Origin of the sequence: Idiomarina sp. A28L (assembly GCF_000218785.1) — a bacterium.
Classification (GTDB): Bacteria; Pseudomonadota; Gammaproteobacteria; order Enterobacterales; family Alteromonadaceae; genus Aliidiomarina.
Genome location: NZ_AFPO01000011.1, coordinates 117,194 through 130,466 on the forward strand (window position 1 = coordinate 117,194; position 13,273 = coordinate 130,466).

A 13,273-nucleotide genomic window follows, 5' to 3' on the forward strand; every position below is an offset into this window, starting at 1 on the left:
AGGAGAAACCATGGCAGCGGCCTTACTTGGGGTGAATATTGATCACATAGCAACACTGCGCAATGCGCGCGGTGTAGCGTATCCAGAGCCTGTACAAGCGGCAGCTATTGCAGAACAGGCGGGAGCCGATGGTATTACTGTGCATTTGCGCGAAGATCGTCGACATATTACTGACCGTGATGTTCGGCTGTTGGCGGAAACAATTCAAACGCGCATGAACTTAGAAATGGCGATGACCGATGAAATGGTGGCTATCGCAATCGCTACAAAGCCCGCCTACGTGTGTTTGGTTCCGGAAAAACGAGAAGAGCTCACCACCGAAGGTGGCTTAGATGTTGCCGGGCAAATTGAACGAAGCCGCGATGTAGTAGCTAAGTTAAATGATGCAGGAATTCTAGTATCGCTTTTTATTGATGCAGATGAACGGCAAATTGAGGCAGCTAGGGAAGTGAATGCACCTTACATTGAATTACACACGGGGCATTATGCGGAAACTCAAGGCCATGCTCAGAATCAAGCGTTGCAACAGTTGCAGCAGGCGGCAACCTTTGCTGATAAATTGGGTTTGGTGGTTAACGCCGGGCATGGCCTGCACTACCATAATACTCAAGCGATTGCCGCGATTCCGGAAATTTATGAGTTAAATATTGGCCATGCGATTATTGGTCGCGCCGTGTTTAGTGGGTTGCATAATGCAGTTGCAGAAATGAAACAAATCATTGAGCGAGCTCGTGGCTGATGGCTATTGTTGGTATTGGCACAGATATTGTTGAGATTGAGCGTATTCGTAGGGCTTTACAACGCCAGCCAGGCTTAGCAAAACGTTTATTAACCCCTACTGAGCACAAAGAATTTATCGCAGCGAGCGAGCCGGAACGCTATTTAGCAAAACGCTTTGCTGCCAAAGAGGCTGCCTTAAAAGCGCTCGGTACGGGGTTACAAAACGGTATGAGTTGGCAACATATTGAAATAGGGCACACCTCTCTAGGGCAACCTTTACTTGTATTTATGCAGGTAGCCGATACATTAGCTAAAGAGCTGTTAATAAGCCATCATCATCTTTCGCTTAGCGATGAGGCGCATTATGCGCAAGCAATGGTTGTTCTCGAGTGCCGCTAATAACTGAGGCGTAGAAATTGATATGGTGCCTGGATATGGCAGTGCCGCGGTAAACTGAGGAGTAAGTATGGTTAAGGTTCGGAATGTTCACGCAGAAGAACACCAAACTAGCAATGATAGCTGGCTGAACCACGTGCACCATAAAGCCGAGCAAAGCAGCCTGCAAGAACTCGCAATTGCGCTTGAGCACCAAGCTAACCAGCCGCCAGTAAGTAAAAATAAATCAGCTACTGAATCTCCCAACTCAATTTCAACCGGCAAAGATCTTGTGCTTAAAGGCCAAGAAATGGTTGAGATCTTATCGAGTTTGAAACTTGACCAACAAAGCTTGCAAGCCGCGCTTTGTGTGCCTTTTTACGAAGCTAACCTAATCAATCAAGAATGGATATCTGAGCGCTTAAATAAAAGTACAGCTGCGCTTGTTGAAACAGTGCAACAAATGAATAGCATCAGTGATTTGCAACATTTTCGCCACGGTAAACCGGGTGAAGCGCAAGTTGATGCGGTGCGGCGTATGTTACTCGCGATGGTAGAGGATGTGCGGGCGGTTTTAATAAAGCTTGCCGAACGCATCTGTTTCTTGCGTGAAGTTAAAAATGCCGATGAAGAAAGTAGAGTTTTGGCGGCTAAAGAGTGTAGTGAAATTTATGGGCCGTTAGCGAATCGTTTAGGTGTTGGGCAAATAAAGTGGGAATTGGAAGATCTTTCTTTTCGTTATTTAAACCCTGATATTTACATGTCGATTGCTCGCCAGCTACACGAAAAACGGCGCCAACGGGAAACCTACATTGAAGCGTTTGTGCAAGGCTTGCGCGATGATCTAGCTGAGCAGCATGTTGATGCTCAGGTAGATGGCAGGCCTAAGCATATTTTTAGTATCTGGAAAAAAATGCAGAAAAAAAATCTGCAGTTTGATGAGCTGTTCGATATTCGTGCCGTTCGAATTGTTACCAAAAACCTGAAAGATTGTTATGCAGCTTTAGGTATTGTGCACAGCCGTTGGCGCCATTTGGCTAGTGAATTTGATGATTATGTGGCTACCCCAAAAGCTAATGGCTATCAATCAATACATACTGTAGTAATTGGCCCTGAGCAAAAAAACGTAGAAATTCAGATTCGTTCGGAACAAATGCACGATGATGCTGAGCTTGGTGTTGCGGCGCACTGGGTATACAAAGAAGGCCCAAGTAGTGGGCGTTCGCAGGGTTACGAAGATAAAATATCGTGGCTGCGCAAGTTATTGGCTTGGCATGAAGACATGGCGGAAAACGATGAGTTGGTGCAAGAGATACGTAGCCAAGTTTTTGAAGATCGAGTTTATGTATTCACCCCGAAAGGCGATGTTATTGATTTGCCCTATGGTTCTACTCCGCTTGATTTCGCCTACTATATTCATTCTCAGATAGGCCACCGTTGTATCGGTGTCAAGGCCGATGGCCGTATTGTGCCGTTCACCTATGTATTACAAAACGGTGAACGGGTGGAAGTGCTCACGCAAAAAGAAGAAAACCCCAAACGCGATTGGTTGAACCCAGCTCTAGGTTATCTTAAATCTGCCCGCGCTCGCGGAAAGGTGCATGCCTATTTTAAAAAGTTAGATCGAGAAGAAAATTTAATAGCTGGCCGTGAGTTGCTGGAAACCGAGTTAGCGAAATATAAACTTACGCTAAACGATACTGGGCCGGCTATTGAGCGCTTTAATATGAATCATTTGGATGATCTATTAGCGGCGATCGGTGCAGGTGATGTTCGCCTAAATCAAATTGTGAACTTTATTCGCGGGCCCCAAGAAGATGAAGTGGCAGAGCTCGAGAAACTCACTAGCAAACGCCGTGGTGGCAAGAATGGCAAGCAGCATGAGGGTGTAAAAGTAGGCGGGATTGGTAATCTACTGATGAATTTTGCTCGCTGTTGCCAACCGTTACCAGGTGATCCGATTATGGGCTATGTTACTCAGGGCCGCGGGGTATCGGTGCACCACCAAGAATGTGAACAATTGCAACAGTTATTAGAAAAGCATCCGGAGCGAACTATTGATGTGGCTTGGGAGCGAGAACAGCAACAGCGCTATGCAACCCGTATTTTGATTACGGCCGAAGATCGTTCAGGTTTATTGCACGATATCACGAGTATTTTGAGCCATGAGAAAGTAAACGTGAATAACGTGGCTGCGCGCCATGATCATGACCGCCAGCAAGTTGTTATTGAACTAGAAATTATGGTGCAGCATAACAACGAAATTCAGCGTTTATTAAGCCGAATTCAGCAAGTAAGCCATGTGCGGCGAGCCACTCGAAAATAGCATTGAGCTTAAAATAAAAACAACGAAATTAAGGTTATAGTGAATGAATAATAACGGCACAGATTTGCCGCAGGTAAATCGGTTACTCGATATTATGGCCGCATTGCGGAACCCTGATGGCGGTTGCCCTTGGGATCTAAAACAAACAATGGAATCTTTGATTCCTTACACCATTGAAGAAGCGTATGAAGTGGCGGCGGCTATCACCGAAGGAAACAAGGATGATATCCGTGATGAGCTTGGCGATTTAATGTTCCAAGTAGTTTTCTACGCTCAATTAGCGAAAGAACAGGGTGATTTCGATTTTGATGGCATAGCTGAAGCGATTGCGGATAAGCTTGTGCGCCGCCATCCGCATGTATTTGCTGATGGCGCGGTAACCGATGCAGAAGATGTAAAGCGACAGTGGGAACAAATAAAGAAGCAAGAACGAGATAACAAAGCAGTTGATAGCAGTGTTTTCGCTGATATTCCCACTAATCTTCCAGCGATTCTACAAGCAATGAAAATTCAAAAACGCTGCTCGGCGGTTGGCTTTGATTGGGATGAGCCGGAGCAAGTATTGGCAAAAATAGCGGAAGAAACGCAAGAAGTGGCGGAAGAACTTGCAGCAACACCGCGAGAGCAAGAAAAGGTTCAGGAAGAGATCGGCGATTTATTGTTCGCAACGGTGAATTTGGCAAGGCACTGCAAAGTTAACCCGGAAACAGCGTTACGGCAGGCAAATGCAAAATTTATGCGCCGTTTCCGCGAGGTTGAAAAGCTTGCAAGCGAGCAAGAGTTAGCGCTTGATACGGCAGGTTTAGAACGCTTAGAAGCCTTGTGGCAAGAAGCTAAGAAAATTCTCCGAGCACCCGTAAAATAGCAACATTTTGATATGCTGTGATTAAATTAACAGATGAATTAGGTAAAATACGCTTAATTCGTTGTTGCCGAGGCAATGCTAGAGTATACTATTTTCCCGTCTTTACATCCTTTTCCTTGATCCATTTACCCTAATGCAGCAGGTTTTGCATGGCGACTAAATATATTTTTGTAACCGGCGGCGTAGTTTCTTCGCTGGGGAAAGGTATTGCGGCGGCTTCGTTAGCTTCTATACTGGAAGCACGCGGACTCAAAGTAACTATCATGAAGCTGGATCCATACATAAACGTGGATCCAGGAACGATGAGCCCCATCCAACATGGCGAAGTATTTGTTACTTGCGATGGCGCTGAAACTGACCTCGATCTTGGCCACTACGAACGCTTTATTCGTACTCGCATGACCAAGAAAAACAACTTTACCACTGGCCGCGTATACGAAGATGTTATTCGTAAAGAACGCCGTGGCGATTTCTTGGGTGCTACTATCCAAGTTATTCCGCATATTACCAATGAGATCAAGCGCCGTATTATTGAAGGTGCCGAGGGCTATGATATTGCCCTGATCGAGATTGGTGGCACCGTGGGTGATATTGAATCGCAACCATTCTTAGAAGCTATACGCCAACTTTCGGCAGAAATTGGCCGTCAGCGCACGTTATTCATCCACCTTACCTTAGTACCGTTTTTAGGTGCCGCAGGCGAGGTTAAAACTAAGCCAACACAGCATTCGGTTAAAGAACTGCGTTCATTGGGTATTCAGCCCGATATTTTAATCTGCCGTTCAGACCGTATTGTGCCGGCAAACGAGCGGGCAAAAATTGCGCTATTCACTAATGTGCCTGAGCGTGCGGTTATTTCTCTAAAAGATGTGCCTAGCATTTATAAAATCCCCGCTATTTTGAAATCTCAAGGCCTTGATGAGTTTGTGCTCGAGCGTTTTGCGATTGAAGCACCAGAGGCTGATTTAGCTGAGTGGGAAAAGGTTTTATATTTGGAATCTAACCCCGGTGGCGAAGTAACCATTGGCTTTGTGGGTAAGTATGTTGAGTTACCCGATGCTTACAAATCAGTAAACGAAGCGCTTGCGCATGCAGGTTTGCATAATCGCCTAACGGTGAATATTCGTTACATCGATTCGCAAGATGTGGAAACACGCGGTGTGGTGAAGCTTGAGGGTGTTGATGCGATATTAGTGCCGGGTGGTTTTGGCGGCCGTGGCATTGAGGGCAAGATTATCGCGGCCCAATACGCTCGCGAAAATAAGATTCCTTATTTAGGTATCTGTTTAGGTATGCAAGTTGCTCTGATTGAGTATGCGCGAAATGTTGCTGGTTTGGCGGGTGCGAATAGTACTGAGTTTGATGAGCATGGCCCGTATCCAGTGGTTGGTTTGATTACTGAGTGGATGGATGAAAGCGGCCAGCAAGAGATTCGTGATTCTGGCTCAGATTTGGGCGGTACGATGCGCCTCGGTGCGCAGCAGTGTCATTTGCTGGAAAATACCAAAGCACGAGAAATCTATGGCCACGAAACTATTGAAGAACGCCATCGCCATCGGTATGAAGTGAATAATAATTATCGCGATCAATTAGAAAAAGCAGGTTTGCGCTTTAGTGGCTTATCAGCCGATAAGCGCTTGGTAGAAGTAATTGAAATACCAGATCATCCTTGGTTTGTAGCGGCGCAATTCCATCCGGAATTCACTTCTACACCTCGTGATGGCCATCCTCTTTTTGAAAGCTTTGTAGCGGCAGCGCAGGAATACCAGCAAAGCCATCGCGATAAAAAAATTAAGGTTTAAGGATTAGTTATGAGCACGATTGTAAAAATTATTGGCCGCGAAATTATGGATTCTCGCGGCAATCCAACAATTGAAGCCGATGTTTATTTAGAAGATGGCAGCATGGGTAGAGCTGCGGCACCGAGTGGCGCTTCAACGGGCAGCCGTGAAGCATTAGAGCTGCGTGATGGTGATAACAGCCGTTACCTTGGCAAGGGTGTATTAACGGCGGTTGGCCATGTAAATGGCGAAATAGCCAAAACTTTGCAGGGCATGAATGCGCTTGATCAACAAGCAATAGATCAAGCCATGCTGAAACTAGATGGCACTGAGAATAAAGAAAAACTTGGTGCCAATTCAATTTTAGCAGTTTCATTGGCAGTAGCGAAAGCTGCGGCTATTAGCAAAGGCGTGGCCTTGTTTGAACATATTGCTGATTTGAATGGTACCAGTGGAAAATACAGCATGCCGCTACCGATGATGAATATCTTAAACGGCGGCGAACACGCAGATAATAACGTAGATATCCAAGAATTCATGGTTCAGCCGGTTGGTGCGAAGAGCTTTGCCGAAGGTTTGCGTGTAGGTGCTGAAATTTTTCATGCGTTGAAAGCGGTTCTGAAAGCTCGTGGTTTAAGCACTGCGGTGGGCGATGAAGGTGGGTTTGCTCCTAATTTGGCTTCAAATGAGGAAGCTTTGGCGGTTATTTCTGAGGCTGTAGCGAACGCAGGCTATACGTTGGGAACTGACGTTACTTTAGCACTTGATTGCGCCGCTTCGGAATTCTATAAGAACGGCAAATATCATTTGAGCGGTGAGGGCAAGAGCTTTACTTCATCAGAGTTTGCTGATTACTTGGCAGATTTGAGTGCGCGGTATCCGATTGTTTCTATCGAAGATGGTTTAGATGAGAGCGATTGGGAAGGCTGGAAAATATTAACCGATAAAATTGGTGATAAAGTGCAATTGGTGGGTGACGACCTATTCGTTACCAACACGCGAATCTTAAAGCGCGGAATCGATGAAGGTATCGGCAATTCAATTTTGATTAAATTTAATCAAATTGGCAGCTTAACCGAAACATTAGCGGCTATCCGTATGGCGCAAAATGCTGGTTTTACTGCGGTTATTTCGCATCGTTCGGGTGAAACAGAAGATGCTACTATTGCAGACTTAGCCGTAGGTACAGCTGCTGGTCAGATTAAAACCGGTAGCTTATGCCGCTCCGACCGTGTTGCGAAGTATAACCAGTTATTGCGGATTGAAGAGCAACTGGGTAATGCAGCATACAACGGCCGTGCGGAAATTAAAGCAGCACATTAGGCCTATATCGGTATGGTAAATAAAACGGGGCAATCGGAAATATTTAATCCGGTTGGATTTGATAGCCAGTTCGCTGAGTTATGCAACGCACTTTATGCGTCAGAGCTATTGCAGCTTAGTGAATTGGACCGAAATCACCCACAGGGTGGAGATATCCGTTTATTACGCCGCCGTTTAGGAAGCATGAGTTATTATGTGCAAAGGGCGGCACACGCGCTTTTAGTGAGTGCCGCTAATCCGAATCAGATTCTTCAGCTTGATGTTCACAGCGGCCACTGGTTAATAAAACAAAAACCGCAACCTCCAAAATTATCCCTTGCGCATACAACCACCGCAGACGCTAAAAATCAAAAGCTTGCTGATTGGTTAAAGGTAAATGCAAAGCTTGCGCTGCCGCTTCCTGTCTATGTAGAATCTTCTGATGTTGTTCGTATCTCTCTCGATTCTATTGATGAGGTGGATTTAGAGAACCGCAAATTGCACCTGAATCAGTGGGGTTGGTTTGATTTCGAAGGTGTAAGTAAAGAAGATTCGCAACTACGCTTGTTGATACCTGATAGGGCAACCATGAGTGCCGCTTGTTGTGGACACCAGTGGAACGCAAAAGGGCGTATTCAGCCTTATTCGCTTAGTTTGCGTACGAAATTGCTCAGCGCAACGGTTGTTTGGCCTAAGTTTACTTCGGTTGGCAAGTTGCCCTTTTAACCACTTCGTGTCGGTGGTAGATTAAAGTTATAGAATGTTTTGGTGTGTTGTAATCATACTTCTATTCAGGCGATTTAGTACCAGAAGTATAATTGCTCATTACCTGAGGGTGCCATGCGCTTACTAACAGTTATTATTATTGGGTTAGTGTTAGCTTTACAATACCGAATTTGGTTCGGTGATTACGGTATGAAAGATTACCGAGAGCTGCAACGAGATGTTGCGCGCCAAGAACTAACCAATGAAACCTTGAACCAACGAAATCAGCTTATCGCTGCCGATATTGATGATTTACGCAATGCCATGGAAGCAGTAGAAGAGCGTGCTCGTAATGAGCTTGGATTAGTTCGCCCAGAAGAAACCTTCTTTCGCTTAATCAGTGTTGAAGAACAGGAACCAGATGCATGATCGCAGTAATCCCGGCCGCGGGAATTGGCCAGCGGATGGGAGCCGCCCTTCCTAAGCAGTATCTTCAATGCTTAGGCTCCACATTACTCGACCACACGATTTGTGCACTGCTTGCAGAAGCGCGAATAAGCAAAATCTATATTGCCCTCCAAAGCGATGATTTATGGTTCGAAGATAGCCGTTATGCCCATGCTGAGAAAATAGAACGGGTTACGGGTGGCAGTACTCGCTCGGAATCAGTTTTAAGCGCGTTATCGGTGGCTTTAGAAACATTTCCCAAAACCTGCTTGGTTGCGGTTCATGATGCCGCTCGGCCATGCTTACCGCCAACTTTATTTAGCCAGCTATTAGATGTAGCGCAAGAGCACCCAGAACAGGGCGCTCTGCTGGCGTTGCCTGTGCGTGATACTGTTAAGTATGTGGAGCAACCTAATACGGATGATGTAAATAGCACTACTGCGCCACTATCGGTAATATCGAAAACGCTCGATCGAGAAAATATTTGGCTAGCGCAAACGCCGCAAGTATTTCGATTGGGCGATCTTCAGCGAGCGCTTACATTAGCAACGCAACAAGGCGTGAGTATTACAGATGAGGCTTCAGCTATGGAAGCTCAGGGCGTGCAACCCATTTTAGTGAGGGGAAGCCAAATGGTGATGAAAGTAACTGAGCCTGAAGATTTAGCATTAATTGAATTCTATCTAGCAAAAACTGTACAGAAGATTTAAAGGGGTAGCCACGGTGCGAATAGGGCAAGGTTTTGATGTACATAAATTTGGTGGTGAGGGCCCGGTTGTTCTTGCTGGGGTTCCTATTGCGTGTGATCAGGGCCTAATTGCGCATTCTGATGGTGATGTGGTGTTGCACGCCGTGTGTGATGCGTTACTCGGGGCGATAGGCCAGGGCGATATTGGGGTTTGGTTTCCTGATACCGACGAAGAATTTGCTGGTGCTGATAGTGCCCTGTTACTAAAAAAGATTTGGGCCGCAGTAGATAAAGAAGGTTACCAATTGGGTAATTTAGATATAACTGTTATTTGCCAGAAGCCAAAGATAAACCCACATCGAGAAGCAATGCGCACACGTGTTGCTGAAATTCTAGGTGTGCAACAAGCAAACGTAAATATTAAAGCCACAACTACTGAAGGGCTTGGTTTTACTGGCCGTAGTGAAGGAATAGCAAGTATGGCGGTGGTATTGTTAGTTCCTATTAATGAATTGAATAAGCAGTAAGGAAGTATTAAATGAGCCAATCGGCGCAAGCAACAAACTCAACTAATAATGCGCAAGAATGGCATGGTGAATGGCAACGTAAATATTCAGGTGCGGTACCGAAAGGGGTGTTCAAACACCAGCATAGTGATTTTATTGTTCATGAAACTTTAGGTTTCACACCTGAACCGGTAGAGAAAGGCCAACACCATTGGCTATTCCTTGAAAAAGAAGGCGTGAACACTGCGCAAGTAGCAAAAAATATAGCGCGCTATGTGGGTATCTCGGCGCGTGATGTTAGTTTTTCCGGTATGAAAGATCGCTTCGGTATTACTCGCCAATGGTTCTCTGTAGAGCTTCCAGCATTAGCGGAGCCAGATTGGCAAACCTGCATTACGGAAAGTTTTCCTTCTGGCTCAGTGCGGCTAATTGAGCATATTCGTAGCCATCGAAAGCTGCGAAGAGGTGTGCATAAAGCAAATGAGTTTCGTGTTGTTTTACGTGATATCGATGATATGGAATTGTTAGAGCAGCGCTTAGCTTTGATTGCTAACGGTGTGCCGAATTATTTTGGAGAGCAGCGATTTGGTATAGAGCGGCAGAATTTAACTCAAGTTTTAGCTATGTTTGCGGGTAAACGCATCAAAAATCGTGATTTGCGTGGTATCTTGCTATCTTCAGCACGCTCTTGGTTATTTAATCATTATTTGAGCGCACGCATGATTGAACATAGCGATACATTGCTTACCGGTGATGTATTCATGCTTAGTGGCAGCCATTCCTTTTTTACTGCGGCAGAAATTGATGCAGAAATTGAAGGTCGTGTAACAAGTGCAGATATCCAGATTACTGGGCCTTTGTATGGTGATGGTGAGATTTTAGCTACAGGTGTTTCAGCAGCATTCGAGCAAGCAGTAATGGTTAAGTGGCCAGAATTTACTGATGGGTTGCGCAAAGCACGTTTGAAGCAAGAACGCCGAGTTTTATTTTTGCAGCCTGAGAAATTCGTATGGGAGTTGCAAGAAGAGGGTGTTGTGGCGTTAAGCTTCACATTACCTACGGGTACTTTTGCCACCGCTTTATTAGCGGAACTCGGTGATTTTGTTAGCGGTGAACGTAAAGAATTTAATGAGGCGAAAGATGAGAATTCTACTCAGTAACGACGATGGTGTGCGCGCTCCAGGTTTGGCGGCGTTGTATCAAGCATTAAAAGATATTGCTGATGTTACCGTTATAGCACCTGATCGAAACTGTTCAGGTGCAAGTAATTCGCTAACCTTGCACAGCCCACTTCGTGTTGAACAGTTAGAAAATGGCTTTTTTTCGGTAAATGGAACGCCCACCGATTGCGTGCATATTGGTACTAATTCGCCTTTGGGTGAAGCGCCGGATTTAGTGGTTTCAGGCATCAATGACGCACCGAATATGGGTGATGATGTAATTTACTCTGGCACTGTGGCTGCGGCTACTGAGGGGCGCTTTGTTGGGTTGCCGGCAATTGCGGTTTCTATGGGTGAACACGGCCATGATTATTACGAAACTGCGGCACAGGTAGTAGCTGATCTAATCAAAAAACTACAAAAAGAGCCGTTACAATCGGATTTTGTGCTGAATGTGAATGTACCTTATGTGCCATTTAGCGAAATTAAAGGCACTCAGCTTACTCGCTTAGGGCGTCGTCATCGTGCTGAAAATATGGTGCGCGATAGCGACCCGTGGGGCCGCGAGATTTTTTGGTATGGTTTGGTGGGGCCACAGCGAGATGATGGGCCGGGTACCGATTTCGCCGCTGTACGTGAAGGCTATGTATCGATTACACCATTAACAGTTGATATGACAGCACGTGATGATGAAGAACGTGTGCAAAAGTGGTTAGATAAAACAAAATGAGAGTAAACAACCATCAGGGAATGGCTCGCAAGCTGGTAAAGAAGCTTAGAGATCTTGGTATTGATGATGAGCAGGTGCTGGCGGTAATGGAGCAGTTACCGAGGCATGAATTTATGCCCGAATCACTTGCGCATCAAGCTTACGATAACAATGCGTTACCGATTGGCAACGGCCAAACTATTTCTCAACCGTTTATGGTTGCGAAGATGACCAGCTTGATAATGAAAAATGCACCGAGAAAAGTGCTCGAGATTGGCACCGGTTCGGGTTATCAAACAGCGGTACTTGCTAAATTGGTTGCTCATGTGTATTCGGTTGAGCGAATAAGCACATTACAGTATCAGGCGAACCGACGGTTGCAGCGCATGGATCTACATAATATATCCATGCGCCACGGAGATGGTTGGCAGGGCTGGCCGAGCAAAGCACCTTTCGATGCCATTATTGTTACTGCGGCAGCCGCTCATGTGCCAGAAGATTTAATTACGCAGCTCAGTGAAGATGGCGGTAGGCTGGTAATTCCGGTAGGCGAGCATACACAAGAATTGTTATTAGTGGAGCGCAATGGTGATGAATTTCAACAAAAGAGCGAAGGTTCGGTTCGCTTTGTGCCCTTATTAAAAGGTGATTTAGCTTGAAGGCCGATGCATGGTATTTACACCATGCGTGATTCCGGTGGCTTTTCTAGTGGGGGCTGCTACGGTTATTTTGGTAGATTTCATTCAATAAAATGCTAATAATTAGTTAAAATTCAGGGAGCAAGGCCGCTATGCTAAGGATACTGCGAAGGCTACAACCCACAATGCATTTTTCATGTAGGATACCGGTATTTGTAGCTTTTGCTTTTCTACTCACCCTCGTTGGCTGTAGTTCACCGCACACACCCGCTCCGGTAGAATCAGTTTACCGAGGTTCAACCTTTCATGATTATCAACGTGCATCTCTTTCCAGCGATGTATATACAGTTCAACGCGGTGAAACTTTGTACGCGATTGCGTTTCGTGCAAATATGGATCTGCGTGATATAGCACGCTTAAACAACCTTAGCGAACCTTACACAATCTATGTTGGCCAAGAGCTCCGCTTGCGAGCGGAAACGAGCAGAACGGCTGTAGCTAGAAATAATCGGAATAACAATTCCGCTACATCCGATACAAATGTTATAACCACACCTGTTGCCACTAATTCTTCTAGAGAGTATGGTAGTACGATATCACCCACGGAAAATGATACAAAACAACCACCTGCTGTAGCAGCTAGCGTTCCCCGTCAGCGAACCGTTGCAACAGCTGATATCCGATGGCGCTGGCCCTCACAAGCAAGGGTTACAAGGCGTTTTTCCACCCATGAAACGGGTGGGCAAGGTATGGAGTTTAGTGGGCGGAGAGGCGATTCTGTAATTGCAGCAGCGCCTGGTAGGGTGGTTTATGTTGGTACTGCATTACGGGGTTATGGGCAGTTAATAATTTTGAAACATAATGATGATTATATCACTGCTTATGGGCACAACGATCAACTTATGGTAGCAGAACAACAGTGGGTTGAAGCTGGGCAGCAAATAGCAACCATGGGCAGTAGCGGAAGAGACGATGTTCGCTTGAGGTTTGAGCTTCGCTTCCGCGGTAATTCGGTAAACCCGGAGAATTATTTACCACGCCGGTGATGGTA

14 protein-coding genes are annotated in these 13,273 nt (G+C 45.6%); all 14 read left to right on the top strand.

Features of this window, described 5'->3' with window-relative positions; translation table 11 throughout:
- Nucleotides 1-10: 10 nt before the first annotated feature.
- The 14 genes from pdxJ (at nucleotide 11) to A28LD_RS03710 (ending at nucleotide 13,268) form a co-directional block, all read left to right on the top strand.
- A complete protein-coding gene (gene pdxJ, locus A28LD_RS03645) occupies nucleotides 11-739 on the top strand; it encodes a pyridoxine 5'-phosphate synthase (protein WP_007419714.1) in 729 nt (242 codons plus the stop codon).
- Nucleotides 739-1,119, top strand: coding sequence for a holo-ACP synthase (acpS, locus tag A28LD_RS03650; RefSeq protein WP_007419715.1), 381 nt, complete (start codon nucleotides 739-741; stop codon nucleotides 1,117-1,119). The genes pdxJ and acpS overlap by 1 nt, the downstream gene beginning before the upstream one ends.
- A 67-nt stretch (nucleotides 1,120-1,186) precedes the next feature.
- Entirely contained in the window at nucleotides 1,187-3,421 is a 2,235-nt protein-coding gene (gene relA, locus A28LD_RS03655; RefSeq protein ID WP_007419716.1) for a GTP diphosphokinase, read from the top strand.
- Between the two features lie 43 nt (nucleotides 3,422-3,464).
- Nucleotides 3,465-4,286 (top strand): nucleoside triphosphate pyrophosphohydrolase, encoded by an 822-nt coding sequence (gene mazG, locus A28LD_RS03660; RefSeq protein ID WP_007419717.1) that lies wholly within the window; start codon nucleotides 3,465-3,467, stop codon nucleotides 4,284-4,286.
- A gap of 149 nt (nucleotides 4,287-4,435) precedes the next feature.
- Complete coding sequence (locus tag A28LD_RS03665) at nucleotides 4,436-6,088, top strand: CTP synthase (RefSeq protein ID WP_007419718.1); 1,653 nt, start codon at nucleotides 4,436-4,438, stop codon at nucleotides 6,086-6,088.
- 9 nt (nucleotides 6,089-6,097) lie between these two features.
- Complete coding sequence (eno, locus tag A28LD_RS03670; protein WP_007419719.1) at nucleotides 6,098-7,390, top strand: phosphopyruvate hydratase; 1,293 nt, start codon at nucleotides 6,098-6,100, stop codon at nucleotides 7,388-7,390.
- A gap of 12 nt (nucleotides 7,391-7,402) precedes the next feature.
- Nucleotides 7,403-8,095, top strand: coding sequence for a hypothetical protein (locus A28LD_RS03675; protein ID WP_007419720.1), 693 nt, complete (start codon nucleotides 7,403-7,405; stop codon nucleotides 8,093-8,095).
- Nucleotides 8,096-8,209: 114 nt separating this feature from the next.
- Nucleotides 8,210-8,503, top strand: coding sequence for a cell division protein FtsB (gene ftsB, locus A28LD_RS03680; protein WP_007419721.1), 294 nt, complete (start codon nucleotides 8,210-8,212; stop codon nucleotides 8,501-8,503).
- Nucleotides 8,500-9,231, top strand: a complete 732-nt coding sequence (gene ispD / locus A28LD_RS03685) for a 2-C-methyl-D-erythritol 4-phosphate cytidylyltransferase (protein ID WP_007419722.1) — start codon at nucleotides 8,500-8,502, stop codon at nucleotides 9,229-9,231. Before ftsB ends, ispD begins: the two co-directional genes overlap by 4 nt.
- A gap of 13 nt (nucleotides 9,232-9,244) precedes the next feature.
- Nucleotides 9,245-9,736, top strand: coding sequence for a 2-C-methyl-D-erythritol 2,4-cyclodiphosphate synthase (ispF, locus tag A28LD_RS03690; protein WP_007419723.1), 492 nt, complete (start codon nucleotides 9,245-9,247; stop codon nucleotides 9,734-9,736).
- An 11-nt stretch (nucleotides 9,737-9,747) separates the two neighbouring features.
- Nucleotides 9,748-10,875: a tRNA pseudouridine(13) synthase TruD gene (truD, locus tag A28LD_RS03695; RefSeq protein ID WP_007419724.1), complete on the top strand. Its 1,128-nt coding sequence runs from the start codon at nucleotides 9,748-9,750 to the stop codon at nucleotides 10,873-10,875.
- Nucleotides 10,856-11,605, top strand: coding sequence for a 5'/3'-nucleotidase SurE (gene surE, locus A28LD_RS03700; RefSeq protein ID WP_007419725.1), 750 nt, complete (start codon nucleotides 10,856-10,858; stop codon nucleotides 11,603-11,605). The genes truD and surE overlap by 20 nt, the downstream gene beginning before the upstream one ends.
- The gene (locus tag A28LD_RS03705; RefSeq protein WP_007419726.1) at nucleotides 11,602-12,243 is read left to right on the top strand and encodes a protein-L-isoaspartate(D-aspartate) O-methyltransferase; all 642 of its coding nucleotides are present in this window, start codon (nucleotides 11,602-11,604) and stop codon (nucleotides 12,241-12,243) included. Before surE ends, A28LD_RS03705 begins: the two co-directional genes overlap by 4 nt.
- Nucleotides 12,244-12,407: 164 nt before the next feature.
- Nucleotides 12,408-13,268, top strand: coding sequence for a peptidoglycan DD-metalloendopeptidase family protein (locus A28LD_RS03710; protein WP_139043513.1), 861 nt, complete (start codon nucleotides 12,408-12,410; stop codon nucleotides 13,266-13,268).
- Nucleotides 13,269-13,273 lie beyond the last annotated feature (5 nt).

Excerpts from the sequence above, each read along its gene's own strand:
- acpS (WP_007419715.1), top strand. The coding sequence starts at position 739 with ATGGCTATTGTTGGTATTGGCACAGATATTGTTGAGATTGAGCGTATT.
- eno (WP_007419719.1), top strand. The coding sequence starts at position 6,098 with ATGAGCACGATTGTAAAAATTATTGGCCGCGAAATTATGGATTCTCGC.
- A28LD_RS03705 (WP_007419726.1), top strand. The coding sequence starts at position 11,602 with ATGAGAGTAAACAACCATCAGGGAATGGCTCGCAAGCTGGTAAAGAAG.
- A28LD_RS03710 (WP_139043513.1), top strand. The coding sequence starts at position 12,408 with ATGCATTTTTCATGTAGGATACCGGTATTTGTAGCTTTTGCTTTTCTA.
- pdxJ (WP_007419714.1), top strand. The coding sequence starts at position 11 with ATGGCAGCGGCCTTACTTGGGGTGAATATTGATCACATAGCAACACTG.
- ftsB (WP_007419721.1), top strand. The coding sequence starts at position 8,210 with ATGCGCTTACTAACAGTTATTATTATTGGGTTAGTGTTAGCTTTACAA.
- A28LD_RS03675 (WP_007419720.1), top strand. The coding sequence starts at position 7,403 with ATGGTAAATAAAACGGGGCAATCGGAAATATTTAATCCGGTTGGATTT.
- truD (WP_007419724.1), top strand. The coding sequence starts at position 9,748 with ATGAGCCAATCGGCGCAAGCAACAAACTCAACTAATAATGCGCAAGAA.
- ispD (WP_007419722.1), top strand. The coding sequence starts at position 8,500 with ATGATCGCAGTAATCCCGGCCGCGGGAATTGGCCAGCGGATGGGAGCC.
- mazG (WP_007419717.1), top strand. The coding sequence starts at position 3,465 with ATGAATAATAACGGCACAGATTTGCCGCAGGTAAATCGGTTACTCGAT.
- A28LD_RS03665 (WP_007419718.1), top strand. The coding sequence starts at position 4,436 with ATGGCGACTAAATATATTTTTGTAACCGGCGGCGTAGTTTCTTCGCTG.
- surE (WP_007419725.1), top strand. The coding sequence starts at position 10,856 with ATGAGAATTCTACTCAGTAACGACGATGGTGTGCGCGCTCCAGGTTTG.
- relA (WP_007419716.1), top strand. The coding sequence starts at position 1,187 with ATGGTTAAGGTTCGGAATGTTCACGCAGAAGAACACCAAACTAGCAAT.